This window comes from Azoarcus indigens (genome assembly GCF_004361735.1).
GTDB lineage: Bacteria > Pseudomonadota > Gammaproteobacteria > Burkholderiales > Rhodocyclaceae > Azoarcus > Azoarcus indigens.
On record NZ_SNVV01000005.1, the window covers coordinates 168,631 to 190,500 of the forward strand.

Sequence of the window (21,870 nt, forward strand, 5' to 3'; positions counted from 1 at the left end):
GATGCGCACTCCCTTCACCGTACGCCTGATCCAGTCCATGCCGCGGGGCGGCTGGATCGCCCTGGCGATCTTCGCCCTGGTCGCCTGGGTGGGCATTCCCTTCGCCCACCTGGCGCTGCCGGAAAGCCACCCGCTGCATGTGTCCGCCTACACCGTGAGCCTGCTGGGCAAGATCCTCTGCTACATGGTGGTGGCGGTGGCGATGGACCTGATCTGGGGCTATGCCGGCATCCTGTCGCTGGGCCACGGCCTGTTCTTCGCCCTCGGCGGCTACGCCTTCGGCATGTACCTGATGCGCCAGATCGGCCGCGACGGCAGCTACGGCGCCGACCTGCCGGACTTCATGGTCTTCCTCGACTGGAAGGAGCTGCCCTGGTACTGGGGCGGTTCGGATTCCTTCGCCTGGGCGCTGTTCCTGGCGGTGGCCGCGCCCGGGCTGATCGCCTTCGTGTTCGGCTACTTCGCCTTCCGCTCGCGCATCAAGGGCGTGTATTTCTCCATCATCACCCAGGCGCTCACCTACGCCGCCATGCTGCTGTTCTTCCGCAACGAGACCGGCTTCGGCGGCAACAACGGCTTTACCGACTTCAAGCGCATCCTCGGCTACGCCATCACCTCGCCGGAAATGCGCACCCTGCTGTTCGCGCTGTCGGCGCTGCTGCTGATGGCCTGCCTGGTGCTGGGCCGCTACCTCGTCACCTCGCGCTTCGGCCGGGTGCTGGCGGCCATCCGCGACGCCGAGAGCCGGGTCATGTTCATCGGCTACAACCCGCTGCACTACAAGCTCTTCATGTGGACGCTGTCGGCCATGCTGTGCGGCCTGGCGGGCGCGCTCTACGTGCCGCAGGTGGGCATCATCAACCCGTCGGAAATGAGCCCGGCCAACTCCATCGAGATCGCGGTGTGGGTGGCGGTGGGCGGCCGCGGCACCCTGGTGGGCGCGGTGCTGGGCGCCGGCATCGTCAACCTGCTGAAGAGCTGGGCCACCGTGTCCTTCCCGGAATACTGGCCCTTCTTCCTCGGCTTCCTCTTCATCGCGGTAACGCTCTACCTGCCGGATGGCGTGGTCGGCCTGTGGCGCAAGCTGCGCGCCGGCCGCAAGGCGGCGCCAGTGGCGGAGCAGCCGCTGCACACGCCGCCGCCCGGCTCCACCACCGATCCGCTGCCGGAGGGCGCCACCGCGCCCCAGCACGCAGCCCCCGCCACCGCCGCCAAGGGAGCCGCCGCATGAGCGCCGTGACCGAACTCGAACGCCCGGACGCAGCCGACCGCGAGAACTGGGACGGCGGCGCCAACACCGGCCACCCGGTGCGCCCCGGTGAACTGGACCTGTCGCACAACGTCATCCTCTACCTGGACGACATCAGCGTCAGCTTCGACGGCTTCCGCGCGCTGAACAAGCTGTCGCTGACCATAGACGCCGGCGAACTGCGCTGCATCATCGGCCCCAACGGCGCCGGCAAGACCACCATGATGGACGTCATCACCGGCAAGACGCGGCCGGATTCCGGCAAGGCCTACTTCGGCCAGACGCTGGACCTCACCCGCATGACCGAGCCGCAGATCGCCCACGCCGGCATTGGCCGCAAGTTCCAGAAGCCCACCATCTTCGAGCACCACACCGCCTTCGAGAACCTGGAACTGGCGATGAAGGCGGACAAGCGGGTGCGCCGCAGCCTGTTCGCCGCCTTGTCCGACGACGAGCGCGACCGCATCGCCGAAGTGCTGCGCCGCATCCGCCTCGACCGCGAGGCCGACCGCCTCGCCGGCCTGCTCTCCCACGGCCAGAAGCAGTGGCTGGAGATCGGCATGCTGCTGATGCAGGAGCCCAGGCTGCTGCTGCTGGACGAGCCGGTGGCCGGCATGACCGACGACGAGACCGAACGCACCGCCGAACTCTTCGTCAGCCTCGCCGGCAGCCACTCGCTGATGGTGGTGGAGCACGACATGGCCTTCGTCGAAGCCCTGGGCGGCAAGGTGACGGTGCTGTGCGAAGGCTCGGTGCTGGCCGAAGGCGACCTCGCCACCGTGCAGGCCGATCCGCGCGTCATCGAAGTCTATCTGGGGCGCTGAGATGGAAAAGCGCCCAGCCTGGCGGGGAGCGCCTCGCCACGACGACACCCCCTCATCCGAACACGCTTGCCGCAGGGGCGCATACCGCCCGGCAGGAGGCCTGACATGCTGAAAGTCGACAACCTCAACCAGTACTACGGCGGCAGCCACATCCTGCGCGGCCTCTCCTTCGACGTGCCGCTGGGCAAGGTCACCACCCTGCTGGGGCGCAACGGCGTGGGCAAGACCACGCTGCTGAAGACGCTGATGGGCCTGGTGCCCTCCGCCAGCGGCGCGATTTCCTTCGATGGCCGGGACATCACCCGCGCCCCGTCCTACAATCGGGTGCGCGCCGGCATTGGCTACGTGCCCCAGGGCCGCGAGATCTTCCCCCGCCTCACGGTGGAAGAGAACCTGCTGATGGGCCTGGCCACCCGGCCGCGCGGCGAAGCGGTACCGGCCCGCATCTTCGAGATGTTCCCGGTGCTCAAGCAGATGATGGGGCGGCGCGGCGGCGACCTCTCCGGCGGCCAGCAGCAGCAGCTCGCCATCGGCCGGGCGCTGGCCTTCGGCCCGCGGCTGCTGATCCTGGACGAGCCGACCGAGGGTATACAACCCTCGATCATCAAGGACATAGAGCGCGCCATCCGCGCGCTGGCGGCCACCGGCGAGATGGCCATCCTGCTGGTGGAACAGTATTACGATTTCGCCAAGTCGCTCGCCGACCACTACCTGGTGATGGAGCGCGGCGAGATCGTCATGCGCGGCGAAGGCCGCAACATGGACGCCGATGGCGTCCGCGAGGCGTTGGCGGTGTAAGGCTCCCGGCGCTTCGCTCGACTAGGAGAAAGACGTATGGCGAGCGGATGCGCCTGGGATTCACTGGATGCCCACCTGTTGCGCGTGCTGCATGTGCTGCTGACCGAAGGCAGCGTGTCGCGCGCCGCCCGGCGCCTCAACCTCTCGCAGCCGGCGGTCAGCACCGCGCTGAAGCGGCTGCGCGACATCACCGGCGACAAGCTGCTGGTGCGCTCCCGCGGCGGCATGACGCCCACCGAGCGCGGCGCCTCGCTGCTGGAGCCGGTGCAGATCGCGCTGGAGCAGCTGGAGCGCATCGCCGCCGGCCCCACCGGCTTCGATCCCGCCACCTCCCGCCGCAGCTTCAACCTCGCCACGCCGGACTACCTCAACGCCCTGCTGCTGGGCGAAGTGGTGGCGGATGTGCACCGGCTGGCGCCCCATGTGCAGGTGGCCTTCCATTCCATGACCCGCAGCACCGATTACCCCGGCGCGCTGGAGGCGGGCGAACTGGACGTGGTCATCGGCAACTGGCCCAACCCGCCGGACCATCTGCGCACCACGCCGCTGTTCGACGACCGCCTGGTGGTGATGATGCGCGCCGGCCACCCACTGTCCGGCGCGCCGCTGACGATGGCGGACTGGCTGGGTGCCGAGCATGTGGTGCCCACGCCCTATTCGGTGGGCCAGCGCGGCGTGGTGGATGTCTTCCTCGCCCGCGAGCGCATGCGGCGCAACATCGTCGCCCAGGTGCCTTACTTCCACATGGCGCCCTACATGCTGCTGCAGTCCGACCTGGTGTTCACCGCGCCCAGCCGCTTTGCCGCTCAGTACGCCGACTTCCTGCCGCTGGCGCTGGCCGCCGCGCCGGAGGAACTGCCGCCCATGGCCTACTACCTGCTGTGGCACGACCGCAGCCACCACTCCGAGGAATGCCGCTGGTTCCGCGAGCGCATCGTGCGCATCGCCCGCGGTGAGGCCACGCCGGTGCCGGCACGCAGGGTTGCCTGAGTTCAGGCGGCGATGATCCGGGGAGGGCGTTGCGGCGTCCTTCGTCTTTCCCGGGCGCGGCAGGCGCTGCGGATGCCTTCCGGCCGCCGCCCGCTCAACGGCACAGCGCCGTCGCCGCCACCTCCCAGGCGGCCTTCTCGGTCGCATAGTCGAAGGAATACAGCACGGTGACGCCATCCGGCAGCAGGTTCTGCAGCGCCGGGCCGCAGCGTCCGCAGGGGCTCATCCCGATATAGACGCCGACGATGGGCAGCAGCCCCGAGGTATTGCCGCTGCGGGCGATCGCCTCTATCGCCTGGCACAGGCCGGACAGCTCGCCGTGGTACTTCACCCACTGGTTCTTGTAGGGCGAATACTCCAGGTCGCTCTTCATCTGGCTGCAACCGGTCTGGAGGCCCATGCGCGTGCCGGTGAAATAGGCCACGCCCGCCCAGCAGGAATGCGGGCCTATGCCGGGATGGACCTGGCTCATCTTCTTGGTCTGCAGCGTGCCCCGCACCAGCTCGTTGTCGGCGTTGAGGTCGTAGGGGACTTTGCTCAAGGTGATCATGGCGGTTCCGGAGGGAGGGCAGGGGTATCCGCTCCACACAGGAGGGACGGCGCGGAATGTCGAATGGATGAAGACGCCGCCGGTCGGGCGGCGAGGAGCGAACCGGGGGCCGGGGCCTGAGCAGGGCGCACTGGCGCCGCTCCTGGCGAGGTCGCAAGAGGCTGGCCGGGAAGCTGACAAAACCATACAGGCGAGGGCCGATGTGAGCGAGCTCGCACCAGGGCGTAAAAGGCTTTTAGGCTTGATTAGGCGCAGTTCCGCCCTATATCGCCGGTGTTAGGATTGCGCCCAACTCGCGGGCCTTTCGCTTCGCGGAAGTCTCGGAGAGAGCAGCATCGTGAAGCGTCTTTGGAACGCAATCTGCCAGCACATCGTCGCGCCCACCCAGTTGAGCAGCGACCAGCTTCCCCGCCTGCTGGCGCCCTTCAACCGCTCGCCGCAACTGCGGCGGCATGCCGCCGCGGTCATCATCGCCCGCGTCCAGCTCATCTGCGCCCTGTTCGCGGTGCTGGTGCCGCTGTGGGCGGTGGTGGACCTGCTGGTGTTCGAGTGGCCGGTCGCCTGGCCGCTGGTGCTGATGCGGCTGGCTTCCGCCGCGGTGTTTGCCACGCTCGCCTGGCCGCGCGGCATCTCGATGGAACGCCCCTATCTGCAGGCGATGGCGATGCTGGTCACCATGATGTTGGTGCCGCCGCTGTTCTACCTCGCCTCGCTGCAGGTCATCGACGTCTCCCGGCTCAGCGGCTGGCCGCGGCTGGTCGGCGAGCTGTACGGCTTCATGCCCACGGTGGTGCTGGGCGGCCTCGCCATCTTTCCGCTCACCGCGTTGGAGGCGCTGCTGCTGTCGCTGCCGGCGATCGCCATAGCGGTGTTCGGCATGGCCGCCAGCGGGCTGGAATTTTCGCTGCAGCAGCACGGCGCCGCGCTGTGGTTCATGCTGCTGATGCTGGGCGTGGCCATGTTCTCCGGCATGAGCCAGACCCACTACATGGAAAGCCTGGTGCACAAGGCGATGACCGACCCGCTCACAGGCGCCTTCTCACGCCGTTCCGGCGCGGAGGCGCTGGAACTGATGTTCCGGCTGTCGTCCATGTCCTCCCGCCCGCTCACCGTGGTCTTCTTCGACCTCGACCACTTCAAGGCCATCAACGACGGCTACGGCCATGATGCCGGCGACCAGGCCCTGATCGCCTTGGTGCAGACCCTGCGCGGCATTCTGCGCCGCGGCGACGTGCTGGCGCGCTGGGGCGGCGAGGAGTTCGTCGCCGTGCTGCCGGACCTGCCGGTCGCCCAGGTGCCCGCCTTCCTTTCCCGCCTGCGTGCCGCCGGCCTGGGCATCCGCCCCGACGGCAAGCCGCTGACCGCCTCCATCGGCGTCGCCGAAAGCCTCGTCGACGGAGTCGGCGACTGGGCCAAGCTGGTCGAGCTTGCCGACCAGCGCATGTACCGCGCCAAGCACGAAGGCCGCGACAGGGCGGTGCTGCCGGGTGGAGCGGTGATCGGGTTTTCCGCCGCCTGAGCTTACAGCCGAAGAAAAGGCCACCCAAAGGGTGGCCTTTTTCACATCCAGCGCTGCGGGCAGGCTTACAGCGCCCCGTTCGGATTCCGGTGTGCCCAGCCGGTCAGCCGGCGCTCGGCGAAGGCGAAGAGCTCGTACATCACCACGCCCATGATGCCGATGACGATGAGGCCGGCGAACACCAGGGCCATGTCCATCGACGAGCTGGCGGCCATCATCAGGTAGCCGATGCCGAGGTTGGAGGCCACGGTTTCGGAGATCACCGAGCCGACGAAGGCCAGCGTGATGGCGACCTTCAGCGAGGCGAAGAAGTAGGGCATGGCGCGCGGCAGGCCGACCTTCTTCAGGATGTCGAGGCGGGAGGCGCCCAGCGAGCGCAGCACGTCTTCCAGCTCCGGCTCCAGCGTCGCCAGGCCGGTGGCGACGTTCACCACCACCGGGAAGAAGGAGATGAGGAAGGCGGTAAGGATGGCGGGGATGGTGCCGATGCCGAACCACACCACCAGCACCGGCACGAAGGCCACCTTGGGAATGGAGTTGAAGCCCACCAGCAGCGGGTAGAGCGCCTTGTAAATGACCGGCGAGGAGCCGACCGCGGCGCCCAGCACCAGGCCGACGACCACCGCGATGCCGAAGCCGGCCAGGGTGGTGAGGAAGGTCTGGGTGGCGTGCATCATGATCGGGTCCCAGTGCGTCAGCGTGGAGCGCCACACCGCGGACAGGGAGGGGAACAGGAACTCGGGCACCTGGAAGCCGACGACCACCGCTTCCCAGAGGATGCCGAGCGCGAGGATGACCAGCCAGGGCGCGAGCCGGATGAGTGTTTTCTGCGACAGCATGGGGATGTCCTCCGGGCTCAGGATTCGCGGATGTGGCCGATGTGCTCGCGCAACTCGTGCACATAGGCGGCGAAGGGTTCGGTGTAGGTGACTTCGAGGTCGCGCGGGCGCGGCAGGTCGATCTCGCGCTTGACCAGGATGCGGCCGGGGCGCTTGCTCATCACATAGACGGTGTCGGCGAGGAAGACCGCCTCGCGCAGGTCGTGGGTGACCAGCACGACGGTGAAGGGCTCTTCCTGCCACAGGTCGCGCACCATGCACCACAGTTCTTCGCGGGTGAAGGCGTCCAGCGCGCCGAAGGGCTCGTCCAGCATCAGCAGGCGGGGCTTGTGGATGAGGGCGCGGCAGATGGAGGCGCGCTGCTGCATGCCGCCGGAAAGCTCCCACGGAAATTTGTTCTCGAAGCCGGCGAGGCCGACGCGCTTCAACAGCGCGCGCGCCTGCTCCTCGTACTCGGCGCGCCGGGCGCGCAGGGTGGAGCGATAGGGCTCGACGATCTCCATCGGCAGCATCACGTTCTGCAGCGTGGTGCGCCAGGGCAGCAGGTTGGAGGCCTGGAAGGCCATGCCCACGCATTTCTGCGGGCCGCCGACCTCGCGGCCGTCCACATAGACATAGCCCTTGCTCGGCGGCTTGAGGCCGGTGACCAGTTTCATCACGGTGGACTTGCCACAGCCCGAGGGGCCGACGAGGGAGATGAATTCGTTTTCGCGGATGCTCAGGCTGACATCCTCGATGGCGAAGGGGCTGCCCGGCTGGTAGGCGAGGCTGACGTTCTCGAAGCGGACAAAATCCATGATGTATTCCGCCCGGCGCCGCGGGTGAGGCGGGCCGGGCGTCCTCCTTGTCGTTTCGGGTGACTTACTTGACGGCGCGGTCGGCGGCGGGCGGCAGGTAGGCGGAGGTGAACAGCGCGCCCGCGTCCGGCGTGGCGGGCAGGCCGAAGGCGGCAACCACGTCGGCAACCGAGCGCTTCAGGCGGGCTTCATCCACCGCGCCCAGGCCCAGCCTGGCGGTTTCAGGCGTGACCACCACCATGTCCATCGCCATCTTCAGGCGGCGGGTTTCCAGCGCCACGTTGATCAGCGGATCGCGTTCCTTCACGTAGGCCACCGCGGCTTCCGGGTTGGCCAGGGTTTCCTTCAGCGCTTTGTTGAAGGCGCGCACGAAGCCGGCCACCGCCTGCGGCTTCTCGGCCAGGAACTTCGGGCTGGCGATGATGGCGTTGCCGTAGAACTCGACGCCGTGGTCCGGGTACTTCAGCGCCACGATGTCCTCGGTCTTCACGCCGCGGGCTTCCAGGTTGAGCACGCTGGTGAAGTAGAAGCCGGTGATGCCGTCCACATCGCCGCGGGCGAGCAGGGTCTCGCGGATGGCCGGCTCCACCGTCTGCCACTTCACCGCGTCCAGCGCCAGGCCGTTGGCCTTGGCAAAGGCCGGCCAGGCCTTGCGGCCGCCGTCGAACACCGGCGCGGCCAGGGTCTTGCCCACCAGGTCGGCCGGCTTGCTCACGCCGGATTTCTTCAGCAGCACGATGGCGGCTGGGGTGCTGTTGTAGACCATGTAGACGCCCTGGATCTTGGTGCCGGGCGTCTTGGCTTCCTGTTCGATCAGCGAGTTGAAGTCGGCGAAGCCCATTTCGTAGGCGCCGGTGGCGACGCGGGTGACCGCGCCGGCGGAGCCGTTGCCGGCGTCGATCTCCACGTCCAGGCCTTCGGCGGCGAAGTAGTTCTTCGCCTTCGCCAGCAGGAAGGGGGCCGCCGGGCCTTCGAAGCGCCAGTCCAGGGTGAACTTGATCTTCACCGGGTCGGCGGCGTGCGCGGCGCCGCCGGCGAAGGCCAGGGCGGTGGCGGCGCAGAGGAAGAGACGGCGGGAGATGGAGGTCTTGCGGGTCATGAGCTGCTCCGTTTGCATGGATGGATCGGTTTCGGCCCAGCAATTGGCAAGCGCCGTGCCACCGGAAAGTGGCAAAAACGGCGGATTATCGCGCCCGATCCGGGTGCTGCACGTTCCCTCGTGGTGCGTGCGCCGGAGCGACGCCCGTAACGACTTGTTTCGGCACATTTTTGCGATGCACCGAAGTTGGGCGGGAATGGCATAAATGCGCCAACAAAGGGAATGCTTTTTGAATATCGAGGAAAGGATATTCCTTTTATAAACAGAAGGATGTGAATTGGTGGTCTTATATGGCAAACGTAATACCCATTATTCGCCAAAGCCCTTTCGGCTCCTGTTAGCGTCTAAAAAAGCGCGGCAATCCGGTGCGCAGCAGCATTCACAGCAGACCACTCAGGAGTCCCATCAATGAAGTCCTCCCCCACCCGCGGCAAGAAGCTGGCGCTCGCCTGCGCCATCGCCGCTCTGCCCGCCCTCGTGCCGAATGCCGCCCAGGCTGCCACCTGGAGCGATACCTTCATCGGCTACCGCTTCGGCACCGATTTCCGCGAGCCGAACAACCGCGACGAGGTGCGCAAGCATGTGCTGCAACTGACCCACGCCAGCGGCTACTCGATCGGCCAGAACTTCGTGAACCTGGACGTGCTGCAGTCCGACGGCAAGGACCCGGCGAGCGGCAGCGACAGCGGCGCCACCGAGTTCTACCTGACCTACCGCCACCAGTTCCACCTGGGCAAGATCTTCGACAAGGACATGTCCTTCGGCCCGGTCAAGGAAGTGGCGGTGACCGCCGGCTTCGACCTCAACACCAAGAACACCCGCTTCGCGCCGCGCAAGCGCCTGCTGGTGGTCGGCCCCACGCTGAAGTTCGACGTGCCGGGCTTCCTCGACCTCAGCCTGCTGTACGGCCGCGAGCAGAACCACTGCGGCCTCGGCTCCCCCGCCTGCCCGAAGAGCGACATCACCTTCGATCCGCAGTGGATCGTCAGCGCCTCCTGGGGCATTCCCTTCCAGGCCGGCCCGGTGCCGCTCAAGTTCCAGGGCTTCATCAACTACATGAGCGAGAAGGGCAAGGACTACGCCGGGGTGAAGACCAAGGAAGAAACCCTGATGCGCACTTCGCTGATGGTGGACGTCGGCCAGATGGTCAGCGGCAAGAAGAACACCTTCCTGATGGGCGTGGGCTACGAGCTGTGGCGCAACAAGTTCGGCAACCACAGCAACGCCGCCGGCGTGACCAAGCCGGGCATAGACACCAACGCGCCGACCTTCCAGATGGAATGGCACTTCTGATCCGCCCTGCCTGAGCGGAGCCGGGTGCGCACCGCGCGCACCCCCGCGCCGGACCTGCTGGCCTGCATCCGCAGGCAAGCGGTCCGGCGTGTGCTTTCTGGTGCCCGCCGCCAGGCTGCGCCAGCCGGCGGTGCCCGCCGCAAAGGCGGCCGCATGCAATTGGGAAATCAGGAAATTTTCCTGTTTTGCACGGACTTTCCCCCGCAAAACGTTAGCAGCTAAACTGCCCGGCTTCTGTCGGCCGCGGGCGCAATGGCGCGCTTGTGCAACTGGCTACGCACAGGGTGGGAGGGATGCCTCCCGTTCACGAGGAATCCCGATGCACCGTCTAATGTTCCGCCGCCTGCGTTACCTCCTGGCCGGCGTGTTCTTCTTCTTCCTGCTGTTCGCCTTGCTGCGGGCAGGCTTCTATCTCTGGTCGTCCGAAGTCACGCTGGGCGAGGGTACGCATGCTGCCGAAGTGCTGAAGACCCTGGGCGTGGGGCTGCGCTTCGACCTGCGGCTGGCGATCCTGCTGATGCTGCCGCTGGCGGTGCTCGCCATCCTGCCGCGCTTCAACCTCGCCACCTCGCGGCCGCTGCGGTGGATCGGCCGGCTATGGCTATTGGCCGCCAGCCTGGCGGTGACGCTGATCTACATCGTGGACTTCGGCCACTACCAGTACCTTGGGCTGCGGATCAATTCCAGCATCCTGCGTTTCTTCTCCGACGCCCAGATCTCCGCCGACATGGTGTGGCAGAGCTACCCGGTGGTGTGGCTGACGCTGCTGTGGCTGGTGGCCAGCTTCTCCATCTTCGGCATCATGCTGGCGCTGGAGAAGCGCACGCTGGACCGCCCGCCGCGGCCGGTGGGCGTGCTGCCGGCGGCGCTGGCGCTGGCGGCCACCGTGGTGCTGGGCTTCCTCGGCATCCTCGGCCGGCTGGAGGACATCAACCCCCGCAACCCGGTGCCGCTGCGCTGGGGCGACGCCTTCTTCTCCGGCAGCACCCAGGTTGGCGCCCTCGGCCTCAACCCGGTGATCTTCCTGTGGGACACGGTGCGGACGCCGCTGGAGCGCTATGACCTTGCGGCGGTGCGCGAGTACTACCCGGAGGTGGCCAACTACCTCGGCGTGGAGGCCCCCGCGGCCGGTGCCGGCGACGTCCAGCCGCGCTTCGACCGCCACATCGGGGTGCAGCCCCACCACCTGCAGCGCCCGCGCCCGCCCAACGTCGTCTTCATCATGCTGGAGTCCTTCGGCGCCAGCGTCACCGGCATCCACGGCAACCCGCTGGACCCGACGCCCCACCTCGACTCGCTGGCGCGCCAGGGCTGGTTCTTCCCCAACCTCTACGTGCCGGTCACCGGCACCGCCAAGACGGTGTGGGCGACGATCACCGGCATTCCGGACGTGTCCCGCGCCGAGAGCGCCACCCGCAACCCCTTCATCGTGCCGCAGCACACCGTGGCCAACGCCTTCCGTGAGCACGACAAGTTCTACGCCATCGGCGGCAGCGCCGGCTGGGCCAACATGAATGCGCTCATCGTCAGCAGCGTGGACGGCATCCAGCTCTACGAGGAAGGTCACTGGAAGTCCCAGAACGCCGACGTTTGGGGCGTCTCCGACCTCAATATGTTCAAGGAAGTGGATGCGATGCTGCGCGACATGCCGCGCGACAAGCCTTTCTTCGCCTTTCTGCAGACCGCCGGCAACCACCGCCCCTTCACCATTCCGCCGGACAGCGACGATTTCGAGGTGAAGCGCATCAGCGACGCCGAGGCCGATCCCGCCGGTTTCCGCGGCGCCGACCAGTACAACGCGGTGCGCCTGCAGGACTACAGCGTCGGCCGCTTCATCGAGATGGCGAAGAAGAGCGGCTACCACGACGACACCATCTTCGTGCTCTATGGCGACCACAACGGCCGCATCTCCCGCCTGCCCTTCATGCCGCCCGCCTACGAGGCGCTGAACCTGGAGAGCCTGAACGTGCCGGCGGTGATCTACGCCCCCAGGATGATCGCCCCGCGCGTCACCGCCGAGGCCACCAGCCTGCTGGACCTGCTGCCCACGGTGGCCGGCCTGGTCGGCGTGGAATACACCAACACCACCATGGGCCGCGACATCCAGCTGCCGGCGCCGGAAGGCGAGCGGGCGGTGCCGGTGGTGCTGCGCGAAGGCAACTTCCCGCTCATCGGCGTCGTCACCCAGCACTACCTGGTGCAGATGAACGCCGACGGCAGCAGCCCCTCCATGCACGAGATCGCCTCCAAGACGCCGCTGGACAACGTCGCCGAGGCCAACCCGGCGGAATACCAGCGCCTCTACCGCCTCGCCCGCGGCCTGCATGAAACCGCCCGCCTGATGCTCTACAGCAACAAGGTGGAAGACAGTTCGCAGGCGGTGCCGGTGCACAGCCCCCTGCCGCAGACGGCGCCCCACGGCGCTCACTGAGCGCCCGCCGCCGGCACAGATGACGCAAGGAACAGGCATGACGGAAAGACATGGCGCCGAGGCCTCGCCGCTGGGGCGCACGGTCAGCTACCGCGATACCTACGCGCCGGAGCTGCTGTTCCCCATCCCGCGCCAGCTGAAGCGCGACGAGCTGGGCCTGCGCGAGGAGGCGCTGCCCTTCGTCGGCGCCGACCTGTGGAACGCCTACGAGCTGTCCTGGCTGAACCCGCGCGGCAAGCCGGTGGTGGCGCTGGCGTGCTTCCGGGTGCCGGCGGAAACGCCGCGGCTGGTGGAGTCCAAGTCGCTCAAGCTCTACCTCAACTCCTTCAACCAGCATGTGTTCGCCGACCATGACGCGGTGGCGGCCACCATCGCCGCCGATCTCTCCGCTGCCGCCGGCGGCCCGGTGGGCGTGGAGGTGACGCCGCTGTCGCAGCGGCCGCAGCGCGCCTTCGGCTATCCGGAAGGCCTCTGCCTGGATGAGCTGGATGTCGCCATCGACAGCTACCAGCCGGCGCCGGAACTGCTTTCCGCCGGCGGCGCCGAGGTGGAGGAAACGCTGTATTCCCACCTGCTGAAGTCCAACTGCCTGGTCACCGGCCAGCCGGACTGGGGCATGGTGGCGCTGCGCTACCGCGGTCCGGCCATCGATCGCGCCGGCCTGCTGCGCTATATCGTCTCCTTCCGCGGCCACAACGAATTCCACGAGCAGTGCGTGGAACGCATCTTCTGCGACGTGTTGGCGCGCTGCCAGCCGCGCGAACTCTCCGTATGGGCGCGCTACACCCGCCGCGGCGGGCTGGACATCAACCCCTGGCGCGCCACCTCCCTGGCGCTGGTGGCGGATGAGCGCATGGAAGTGCGGCAGTAGGGCCGACACATGGTCGAGGTCGGGGCGCGGCATGCTGCGCGGGCACCGGCCTGGTGCGCGGGGTGCGCTCCGCGGCGCAGGATGTCCGCGGCATCGCCCGGCGAGGGCCGCAACCGCGGGCGCCCGGCCGCGGGCTGCGAACTGGAATGCCAATTGCTAAAACGAAAGTCATGAACGCCGTCGTCGAATGCCCCAGCCTGACGCCCTCCGCACACGGCTGGCAGGCCGAGCTGCACCTCGGTTTCCGCCGCCGCGGCGACCGCAGCGTGCTGGCCGAGCGCCGCCACGTCGGTCCGTTGGTGGTGCAGCGTGCGCTCTACCCCGAGGGGGGCGAGGTGTGCCATGCCATCGTCGTGCACCCGCCGGCCGGCATCGTCGGCGGCGATTCCCTGACGCTGAACGTGGACGTGGGCGCTGGTGCCCATGCGCTGCTGACCACGCCGGGCGCCGGCAAGTGGTACCGCAGCGAGGGCCGCGCCGGCCGCCTCAGCCAGCGCATCGCGGTGGCTGAAGGCGGGGTGTGCGAATGGCTGCCGCAGGAGAGCATCGTTTATGAAGGCGCGGTCGGCGAACTGCTGACCGAGGTGGAGTTGGCGGGCGACGCCTGCTTCATCGGCAGCGAGATGAGCTGCTTCGGCCGCACCGGCTCCGGCGAGCGCTTCGGTCGTGGCACGCTGGCATTGGCCACCCGCATCCGCCGCGATGGCAAGAGCCTGTGGCTGGAGCGCGGTCGGGTGGAAGGCGGCGGCAGCCTGATGGATTCACCGGTCGGCCTGGGCGGCCACCCGGTCGTCGGCACCCTGCTGGCGGCGTCGCCGCGGGTGGATGGCGAACTGCTCGCCGCCTGCCGCGGGATCGCGCCGGCGGTGGGTGAGGGCGCGGTCACCCTGCTGCCCGGCCTGCTGGTCGCCCGTTATCTCGGCCCCGGCTGCGAGCCGGGGCGCATCTGGTTCAACCGCCTGTGGGCGGTGTTGCGGCCGGCGCTGGCCGGGCGGCCGCTGGCCATCCCGCGCATCTGGAACACCTGAGTGGAATACCCGAATGGAACACACGAGGACTAGCGTATGGAATTGACTCCGCGCGAGAAGGACAAGCTGCTCATCTTCACCGCCGGCCTGCTCGCCGAGCGCCGCCGCGCCCGCGGCCTCAAGCTCAACTACCCGGAGGCGGTGGCGCTGATCACCTGCGCCATCCTCGAAGGCGCGCGCGACGGCCGCACGGTGGCCGAGCTGATGAGCTTCGGCACCACCCTCCTCGCCCGCGAGGACGTCATGGACGGCGTCGCCGAGTTGATTCCGGAGATCCAGGTCGAGGCGACCTTCCCGGACGGCACCAAGCTGGTCACGGTACACAACCCCATCGTCTGACAGCGCGGGCGGCGCCGCGCCGGACGGCGCGGCCTGCACGCAAACGTTCGCGGCGCGGCCGCGGGAGGTTGCGATGCACGAAGCGGAAGTGGAACGCAAGGAACTGGAGCGGGCGGGCCTGCTTTCCCGCCTCAGGCTGCAGCTGCGCCGCCGGGGCGCCAGCCTGGACCCGGCGGCGCTGGTCGAGCCCGCCCGGGCTGAGCAGGTGCTGGCCGCGCTGGAGGCGGATGGCGACGGCATCGTGCGCGAACTGGCCGGCCGCCTGCGCCAGCTGCTGCAGGCGCCGCCGCAGGCCGAAGCCGCGACCATCATGCCGCCGGCAGACGCGCAAACGGACAAACCCGCCGCCCGGGCCGCCGTCCGGGACTACCGCTACGGCGCCCGTGGCGGTTGGGGCATACAAGGATAAGAAAGGAGCAAGCACATGATTCCGGGTGAACTCATCCCCGCGGCCGGCGAGCTGGAGCTGAACGCCGGCCGCGCCACGCTGACCCTGTCGGTGACCAACACCGGCGACCGCCCGATCCAGGTCGGCTCGCACTACCACTTCGCCGAGACCAACGCCGCGCTGGATTTCGACCGCAAGGCCGCCCGCGGCTTCCGCCTCAACATCGCCGCCGGCACCGCGGTGCGTTTCGAGCCGGGCCAGGCGCGCACGGTGGAACTGGTGGCGCTGGCCGGCGCGCGCAAGGTGTATGGCTTCAACGGCGACGTCATGGGAGCGCTTTGAGATGGTGAAAATTACCCGCCGCGCCTATGCGGAAATGTTCGGCCCCACCACCGGCGACAAGCTGCGCCTGGCCGACACCGACCTCGTGCTCGAGGTCGAGAAGGACCACACCATCTACGGCGAGGAAGTGAAGTTCGGCGGCGGCAAGGTCATCCGCGACGGCATGGGCCAGGGCCAGCAGCTGGCCGCCGAGATCGCCGACACCCTCATCACCAACGCGCTGATCGTCGACGCGGTGACCGGCATCGTGAAGGCGGACGTCGGCCTCAAGGGCGGCAAGATCTGGAAGATAGGCAAGGGCGGCAACCCGGACATCCAGCCGGGCGTCACCATCCCGGTCGGCGCCGGCACCGAGGTCATTGCCGGCGAGGGCATGATCCTCACCGCCGGCGGCATCGACAGCCACATCCACTGGATCTGCCCGCAGCAGATCGACGAAGCGCTGATGAGCGGCGTCACCACCATGCTGGGCGGCGGCACCGGGCCTGCCACCGGCACCTACGCCACCACCTGCACGCCGGGGCCGTGGCACATCCACCGCATGCTGGAAGCGGCGGACGCCTTCCCGATGAACATGGGCTTCTTCGGCAAGGGCAACGCCAGCCTGCCGGGGCCCTTGCGCGAGCAGGTCGAGGCCGGCGTCATCGGCCTGAAGCTGCACGAGGACTGGGGCACCACCCCGGCCGCCATCGACAACTGCCTGACGGTGGCGGACGAGATGGACGTGCAGGTCGCCATCCACACCGACACCCTGAACGAATCCGGCTTCGTCGAGACCACGCTGGCCGCCTTCAAGGGCCGCACCATCCATACCTTCCACACCGAAGGCGCCGGCGGCGGCCATGCGCCGGACATCATCAAGGCGGTGGGCGAGGCCAACGTGCTGCCGTCCTCCACCAACCCGACGCGGCCCTACACGGTGAACACCATAGACGAGCATCTGGACATGCTCATGGTCTGCCACCACCTCGACCCGTCGATTGCCGAGGACGTCGCCTTCGCCGAGTCCCGCATCCGCCGCGAAACCATCGCCGCCGAGGACATCCTGCACGACACCGGCGCCTTCGCCATGATGTCGTCCGATTCCCAGGCCATGGGCCGCGTCGGCGAAGTCGTCATCCGCACCTGGCAGACCGCGCACAAGATGAAGGTGCAGCGTGGCCCGCTGGCGGAAGACGCCGGCCGGGGCAACGACAACTTCCGCATCAAGCGCTACATCGCCAAATACACCATCAACCCGGCCATCACCCACGGCATTGCGCACGTGGTCGGCTCCATCGAGGAAGGCAAGCTGGCCGACCTGGTGCTGTGGAAGCCGGCATTCTTCGGCGTCAAGCCCAGCCTCATCCTCAAGGGCGGCATGATCGCCGCCGCCGCCATGGGCGACGCCAACGCCTCCATCCCGACGCCGCAGCCGGTGCATTACCGGCCGATGTTCGGCAGCTTCGGCAAGGCGCTGAAGACCTCGGTGACCTTCGTCTCCCAGGCTGCGCTGGCCAACCCGGAGGTGGCCGCGCTCAAGCTCGACAAGCCGCTGGTGGCGGTGCAGGGTTGCCGCAGCGTGCAGAAGGGCGACATGGTGCATAACGGCGCCCGGCCCAAGATCGAGGTGGACCCGGAAACCTACGTGGTGCGGGCCGACGGCGAGCTGCTGGTGTGCGAGCCGGCCTCGGTGCTGCCCATGGCGCAGCGCTACTTCCTGTTCTGACGACACGCGCGACTGCCGGTCGCGGTGGCGGGCGCAGGGTGGCTTGGCTACCCTGTGCCACTTCCCATCGCGCTGGCTCGCGCGGTCCATCGATACCCGTTTCCGGAGACATTCCATGACCACGGCCTCCTCAGCTGGCCCGACGGGCGGCGACATGCTGCTGATCGAAGCCCTCTACGAAGGCAACCGTAACGCCACCGACACGCTGGAGCTGGACTTCGGCTACCGCACCAAGAGCCGCCTGCGTGCAAAGCTGGGCTCGGGTGCCGAAGTCGGCCTCTTCCTGCCGCGCGGCACCATCCTGCGCGGCGGCAACCGCCTGCTCGCCAATGACGGTCGGGTGGTGGAAGTGGTCGCCGCGCCGGAAGACTTGATGGAAGTGCGCTGCGCCGATGCCCTGGAGCTGGCGCGCGCCGCCTACCACCTGGGCAACCGCCACGTCGCCGTCGAACTCGGGGAGGGCTGGCTGCGCATCCAGGCCGACCATGTGCTGGAAGGCATGCTCACCGGCCTGGGCGCCGACGTCGAAGCGCTACGCGCGCCCTTCGAGCCGGAAGCCGGCGCCTACGCCCACGGCCACCAGCACCCGGGTGACGGCAGCGGTGCCCGCATCCACATGATGGACGGGCAGTGAGCGAAGCCGCTCCCGCCGCCGCGGTGCTCGCCCCGGCCGCCCTCGGCCAGTTGCAGCTGGTGCGCCTGCTGCAACTGGCCAGCCCGGCGCTGCCGGTGGGCGCCTACACCTATTCGCAGGGCCTGGAGTGGGCGGTGGAATGCGGCGCGGTGCGCGACGAAGCCGACGCCGGCCGCTGGATAGGCGACCTGCTGAGCCACGGCGCCGGCCGTTTCGAAGCGCCGCTGCTGGCGCGGCTGGTGCAGGCCTGGGCGGTTGGCGAGGATGCCGAAGTCGCCCGGCTCAACGACGATTTCGTCTGCAGCCGCGAGACCTCGGAGCTGCGCGCCGAGACGCTGCAGATGGGCTATTCCCTGGTGCGCCTGCTGACCGAGCTGGACGCTTTCGCTGGCTTGCCGGGCTGGCGCGAACGCCTGCGCGGCATCGACTCCCCCGCCTTTCCCACCGCCTGGGCCGCGGCTGCCGCCGCCTGGAACATAGACGCCGGGGCCGCGCTGGCGGCCTACCTGTGGGCCTGGCTGGAAAACCAGGTGATGGCGGCGGTGAAGGCGGTGCCGCTGGGCCAGAGCGCCGGCCAGCGCTTGCTCGCCGGCCTGGGCGCGCGGCTGCCGGAGCTGGCGGCCGCGGCGCTGGCGTTGCCGGAGGCGGAATGGAGCAACTTCACCCCCGGCCTGGCCATCGCCAGCAGCCGGCATGAAACCCAATACACGAGGCTGTTCAGATCATGACTTCCCAGACTTCCCACGCCCTGCGCGTTGGCATCGGCGGCCCGGTCGGCTCCGGCAAGACCGCGCTTACCCTGGCGCTGTGCCGCGCGCTGCGCGAGCGCTACAACATCGCGGTGGTGACCAACGACATCTACACCGCCGAGGACGCCCAGTTCCTGGTGCGCAACGAAGCGCTGGCGCCGGAGCGCATCATCGGCGTGGAAACCGGCGGCTGCCCGCACACCGCCATCCGCGAGGACGCCTCCATCAACCTGGAGGCGGTGGATCGCCTCAACCAGCGCTTTCCGGGGCTGGAGATCATCTTCGTCGAATCCGGCGGCGACAACCTGGCGGCCACCTTCTCGCCGGAGCTGTCCGACCTCACGCTGTACGTGATCGACGTTTCCGCTGGCGACAAGATTCCGCGCAAGGGCGGCCCCGGCATCACCAAGAGCGACCTGCTGGTGATCAACAAGATCGACCTCGCGCCCTTGGTCGGTGCCTCGCTGGAGGTGATGGACCGCGACGCAAAGAAGATGCGCGGCGAGCGCCCCTTCGTCTTCTCCAACCTCAAGACCGGCCAGGGCCTGGACGAGATCATCGGCTTCATCGAGCGCCAGGGCCTGCTGCGCCCCGCCGCCTGAGGTCGGGCCGGCGGCGCGCCGCCGTGGGCAAGCCCTGCCCGGTCGTTTAGTATCGCGGCGGTTCCGTCCCTTGCCAGAGGAGTAGGTATGAAGTTGCCCGCCGCCGCGCTAAGCGCCGCACTCGCCGCCTGTACGCTGTCCGCCGCGCCGGCGTTTGCCGATGAGGCGCTGGCCAAGGCGAAGAACTGCACCGGTTGCCATGTGCTGGACCAGAAGCGGGTGGGCCCGGCCTTCAAGGACATCGCCGCCCGCTATGCGAAGCAGCCCGGCGCGGTGGACAAGCTCATCGGCAAGGTGCTCAACGGCAGCGTGTGCGAGTGGAGCGTGGTGCCCATGCCGCCGAACAAATACCACGTGAATGAAAGCGAGGCGCGGGAGCTGGTGCAGTGGATATTGAGCACCAACCCGGATGGCAGTGGCTGGGCCAAGGCGGGCACGCCGGTCGGCTGCACGCCCAAGCTCAACTAGCCCTGCGGACAGCGGCCCCGGCGCTCCACGCCTGTTCAGGCGGGCCTTGCCTGAAATGGCCGGGCAGGCCTGGCCAGGACGGTTGCGGGAGGCGGACTCCGCCGGCTGGTGGCGTCCTGGCTGGGTGGCCGTCGTCGCGGGCAAGCAGCAAGTCGGGGCGCCGGTGCTCCGCCTCAGCACGCCCCGCAGGGCACCGCCCGCAGCCAGCCGCCGGCTTCTGCCGCCGGAGCGGGGCGGGCGAAGAAGTAGCCCTGCATCACGTCGCAGCCCAGGGTGCGCAGGGTTTCCACCTGTTCGGCGCGCTCCACCCCCTCGGCGATCAGCTGCAGGCCGAAGCCGCGGGCGATGCCGGTGATGGCGGAAATGATGGGGTTGGTCGCCGGGCCTTCCAGGTCGCGCACGAAGCTGCGGTCTATCTTCAGCGTGCTCACCGGGAACTTCTGCAGGTAGGCCAGCGCCGAGTAGCCGGTACCGAAGTCGTCTATCGCCACGCTGAGGCCGGCCTCGCGCAGCTGGCGGACCTTGGCGGCGACGCCGGCGGCGTCCTGCATCATCATGCTCTCGGTGATCTCCAGCTCCAGCTGAGAAGGCGGCAGGCCGTGGCGGGAGACGCAGTCGGTGACCATGCCGACCACGTCGGCGCTGTCGAAGTCGTGCGGTGAGAGGTTGAGCGACATGCGCAGTTCGTCATGGCCGGCTTCGCGCCAGTCGGCGAGCTGGCGGCAGGCCTGCTCCAGCACCCAGCGGCTGATGTCGCCGATCAGCCCGGCCTCTTCGGCCACCGGCACGAAGGCCGCCGGCCCCACCATGCCATGCACCGGATGGTTCCAGCGCAGCAGCGCCTCCATGCCCACCACCCGCTGGCGGTGCAGGCTGATCTGCGGCTGGTAGTGCAGTTCCAGCTCGCCGCGCTCCACCGCGCCGCGCAGGTCGTTCTCCAGCGCGATACGTTCGCGGTAGTGGCTATTGAGGTCGGGGTCGAAGAAGCGGAAGCCGTTCTTGCCGGAGCGCTTCACCTGGTACATGGCGATGTCGGCGGCGCGGGTCAGCTCCTCGGCGTCGTTGCCGTCGCGGGGGAAGAGCGCGATGCCCAGGCTGACGGTGGCGCGGAAGTCGCCGTGGCTGAGGCGGAAGGGGGGCGCCAGCACCTCCAGGATCTTGCGCGCGATGGTCTCGGCATCCTCCGGCTGGGCGACGTCCGGCAGCAGCACGGTGAACTCGTCCCCGCCCAGGCGGGCCAGGGTGTCGCCGCGGCGCAGGGTGGCGGACAGGCGCTCGGCGATGCCGCGCAGCAGGGTGTCGCCCTCGGCGTGGCCGAAGGTGTCGTTCACCAGCTTGAAGCGGTCCACATCCACGAACATCACCGCCAGCGAGCCGCTGCGGCGCTGGGCCTGGGCGATGGCCAGTTCCAGGCGGTCCTTGAACAGCACCCGGTTGGGCAGGCGGGTGAGCTGGTCGTGGTAGGCCTGGAAGGAGATGATCTCCTCGGCGCGCTTGCGTTCCGAGATGTCGCGGGCGACGCCGTAGAGGCCGCTGGCCTGACGGCCGCCCTCGCGCCCCATCATCGGGATGCCGGTGAGGGAGACGGTGATGGATTCCGGGCCGTCTTGCCCGCTCTTGTCATCGACGGCGCGGCGCAGCCGCAGTTCGACGTTGAAGCTCTCGGTGGGTATGCCGCGCGGTGACAGCAGCAGGGAGCGCATGCGCTCCATGTCTTCCGGCATCACCAGCGAAACGAAGGGGCTGCGCATCAGCGCACTGCGCTCGTAGCCGAGCAGGGCCTGCACCCGTGGGTTGATGTAGTTGAAGCAGCCTTCCGCATCCAGCGTGAAGATGAGATCGGGCGAGCTTTCCACGAGGTAGCGGTGCAAGCGCTCCGAGGCCCGCAGGCGCTGGCTCATGGCGCGGTTGGCGCGCTCCAGCGAGGTCTTGTGCAGGGTGCCTTCCACCGCGCGCTGCAACTGGGCGACATGGTAGGGCTTGCGCACATAGTCATCCGCGCCGCGGCGCAGCGCGCCTATGGCGGCGTCTATGGCGTCTTCGCCGCTGATCATGATGACCGCCTCTTCGCGCTGGTTCTCCGACAGCCAGTCGAGCAGGGCGAGGCCGGTGGCGTCCGGCAGGCGGTAGTCCAGCAGGATGAGATCGTAGTGCTGGTGTTGCAGCAGGGCGATGGCGGCGGCGACGCTGCCGCAGTCGTCGAAGCTGCGGCCGCTGCGGGCGAGGACGTGCGGCAGCGTCCGGCGCAACGACGCATCGTCGTCGACGACGAGAATCCGGCAAGCAAGCTCCGGGTCGGGGCGGACCTCGGAAGCCGTGCCGAAAAAGGGCTGCTCTCCCGGGATAACCATG

Annotated in this window: 22 protein-coding genes; 17 read left to right on the top strand and 5 right to left on the bottom strand. The window is 68.5% G+C overall.

Features of this window, described 5'->3' with window-relative positions; translation table 11 throughout:
• Position 1 precedes the first annotated feature (1 nt).
• The 4 genes from urtC (at position 2) to C7389_RS08005 (ending at position 3,861) form a co-directional block, all read left to right on the top strand.
• Entirely contained in the window at positions 2 to 1,231 is a 1,230-nt protein-coding gene (gene urtC, locus C7389_RS07990) for an urea ABC transporter permease subunit UrtC (protein WP_133590122.1), read from the top strand.
• Positions 1,228 to 2,073 carry an urea ABC transporter ATP-binding protein UrtD gene (gene urtD / locus C7389_RS07995; protein ID WP_133590124.1) on the top strand — a complete coding sequence of 282 codons (846 nt, stop codon included), beginning with the start codon at positions 1,228 to 1,230 and terminating at the stop codon, positions 2,071 to 2,073. The genes urtC and urtD overlap by 4 nt, the downstream gene beginning before the upstream one ends.
• Before the next feature lie 105 nt (positions 2,074 to 2,178).
• Entirely contained in the window at positions 2,179 to 2,871 is a 693-nt protein-coding gene (gene urtE, locus C7389_RS08000; RefSeq protein WP_133590126.1) for an urea ABC transporter ATP-binding subunit UrtE, read from the top strand.
• A gap of 36 nt (positions 2,872 to 2,907) precedes the next feature.
• Positions 2,908 to 3,861 (top strand): LysR family transcriptional regulator, encoded by a 954-nt coding sequence (locus C7389_RS08005; protein ID WP_133590128.1) that lies wholly within the window; start codon positions 2,908 to 2,910, stop codon positions 3,859 to 3,861.
• 94 nt (positions 3,862 to 3,955) lie between these two features.
• On the opposite strand, the gene C7389_RS08010 is transcribed toward C7389_RS08005, so the two are convergent.
• On the bottom strand, positions 3,956 to 4,411 hold the full coding sequence (locus tag C7389_RS08010; RefSeq protein WP_133590129.1) for a hypothetical protein: 456 nt from the start codon (positions 4,409 to 4,411) through the stop codon (positions 3,956 to 3,958).
• Positions 4,412 to 4,748: 337 nt separating this feature from the next.
• Between C7389_RS08010 and C7389_RS08015 the strand changes: the two genes are divergently transcribed.
• Positions 4,749 to 5,930 (top strand): GGDEF domain-containing protein, encoded by a 1,182-nt coding sequence (locus tag C7389_RS08015; RefSeq protein WP_133590131.1) that lies wholly within the window; start codon positions 4,749 to 4,751, stop codon positions 5,928 to 5,930.
• 65 nt (positions 5,931 to 5,995) lie between these two features.
• Here the strand turns inward: C7389_RS08015 and C7389_RS08020 are convergent, their stop codons facing one another.
• The 3 genes from C7389_RS08020 to C7389_RS08030 all read right to left on the bottom strand — a co-directional run bounded on the left by C7389_RS08020 (position 5,996) and on the right by C7389_RS08030 (position 8,665).
• On the bottom strand, positions 5,996 to 6,769 hold the full coding sequence (locus C7389_RS08020) for an ABC transporter permease (protein WP_133590132.1): 774 nt from the start codon (positions 6,767 to 6,769) through the stop codon (positions 5,996 to 5,998).
• 17 nt (positions 6,770 to 6,786) lie between these two features.
• Positions 6,787 to 7,566, bottom strand: coding sequence for an ABC transporter ATP-binding protein (locus tag C7389_RS08025; RefSeq protein WP_133590134.1), 780 nt, complete (start codon positions 7,564 to 7,566; stop codon positions 6,787 to 6,789).
• A 64-nt stretch (positions 7,567 to 7,630) separates the two neighbouring features.
• Entirely contained in the window at positions 7,631 to 8,665 is a 1,035-nt protein-coding gene (locus C7389_RS08030; RefSeq protein WP_133590136.1) for an ABC transporter substrate-binding protein, read from the bottom strand.
• 408 nt (positions 8,666 to 9,073) lie between these two features.
• On the opposite strand from C7389_RS08030, the gene C7389_RS08035 reads away from it, so the two are divergent.
• The 12 genes from C7389_RS08035 to C7389_RS08090 all read left to right on the top strand — a co-directional run bounded on the left by C7389_RS08035 (position 9,074) and on the right by C7389_RS08090 (position 19,518).
• Positions 9,074 to 9,958, top strand: coding sequence for an outer membrane protein OmpK (locus C7389_RS08035; RefSeq protein ID WP_133590138.1), 885 nt, complete (start codon positions 9,074 to 9,076; stop codon positions 9,956 to 9,958).
• 319 nt (positions 9,959 to 10,277) lie between these two features.
• Complete coding sequence (locus C7389_RS08040) at positions 10,278 to 12,389, top strand: LTA synthase family protein (RefSeq protein WP_133590140.1); 2,112 nt, start codon at positions 10,278 to 10,280, stop codon at positions 12,387 to 12,389.
• A 37-nt stretch (positions 12,390 to 12,426) separates the two neighbouring features.
• Positions 12,427 to 13,260, top strand: coding sequence for an NADPH-dependent 7-cyano-7-deazaguanine reductase QueF (queF, locus tag C7389_RS08045; RefSeq protein ID WP_246034680.1), 834 nt, complete (start codon positions 12,427 to 12,429; stop codon positions 13,258 to 13,260).
• Between the two features lie 170 nt (positions 13,261 to 13,430).
• Positions 13,431 to 14,288 (top strand): urease accessory protein UreD, encoded by an 858-nt coding sequence (locus C7389_RS08050; RefSeq protein ID WP_133590144.1) that lies wholly within the window; start codon positions 13,431 to 13,433, stop codon positions 14,286 to 14,288.
• Positions 14,289 to 14,324: 36 nt separating this feature from the next.
• The gene (gene ureA / locus C7389_RS08055; protein WP_133590146.1) at positions 14,325 to 14,627 is read left to right on the top strand and encodes an urease subunit gamma; all 303 of its coding nucleotides are present in this window, start codon (positions 14,325 to 14,327) and stop codon (positions 14,625 to 14,627) included.
• A 73-nt stretch (positions 14,628 to 14,700) separates the two neighbouring features.
• Positions 14,701 to 15,036: a hypothetical protein gene (locus C7389_RS08060; RefSeq protein ID WP_133590148.1), complete on the top strand. Its 336-nt coding sequence runs from the start codon at positions 14,701 to 14,703 to the stop codon at positions 15,034 to 15,036.
• A 15-nt stretch (positions 15,037 to 15,051) separates the two neighbouring features.
• Positions 15,052 to 15,357, top strand: a complete 306-nt coding sequence (locus C7389_RS08065; protein WP_133590150.1) for an urease subunit beta — start codon at positions 15,052 to 15,054, stop codon at positions 15,355 to 15,357.
• A 1-nt stretch (position 15,358) separates the two neighbouring features.
• Positions 15,359 to 17,065 carry an urease subunit alpha gene (ureC, locus tag C7389_RS08070; protein ID WP_133590152.1) on the top strand — a complete coding sequence of 569 codons (1,707 nt, stop codon included), beginning with the start codon at positions 15,359 to 15,361 and terminating at the stop codon, positions 17,063 to 17,065.
• A 115-nt stretch (positions 17,066 to 17,180) separates the two neighbouring features.
• Entirely contained in the window at positions 17,181 to 17,699 is a 519-nt protein-coding gene (ureE, locus tag C7389_RS08075) for an urease accessory protein UreE (protein WP_246034681.1), read from the top strand.
• Entirely contained in the window at positions 17,696 to 18,427 is a 732-nt protein-coding gene (locus C7389_RS08080; RefSeq protein ID WP_246034682.1) for an urease accessory protein UreF, read from the top strand. Before ureE ends, C7389_RS08080 begins: the two co-directional genes overlap by 4 nt.
• Positions 18,424 to 19,050, top strand: a complete 627-nt coding sequence (gene ureG / locus C7389_RS08085) for an urease accessory protein UreG (protein ID WP_133590153.1) — start codon at positions 18,424 to 18,426, stop codon at positions 19,048 to 19,050. The genes C7389_RS08080 and ureG overlap by 4 nt, the downstream gene beginning before the upstream one ends.
• 87 nt (positions 19,051 to 19,137) lie before the next feature.
• Entirely contained in the window at positions 19,138 to 19,518 is a 381-nt protein-coding gene (locus C7389_RS08090) for a c-type cytochrome (protein ID WP_133590155.1), read from the top strand.
• A 173-nt stretch (positions 19,519 to 19,691) separates the two neighbouring features.
• On the opposite strand, the gene C7389_RS08095 is transcribed toward C7389_RS08090, so the two are convergent.
• Complete coding sequence (locus tag C7389_RS08095; RefSeq protein ID WP_133590157.1) at positions 19,692 to 21,869, bottom strand: EAL domain-containing response regulator; 2,178 nt, start codon at positions 21,867 to 21,869, stop codon at positions 19,692 to 19,694.
• Position 21,870 lies beyond the last annotated feature (1 nt).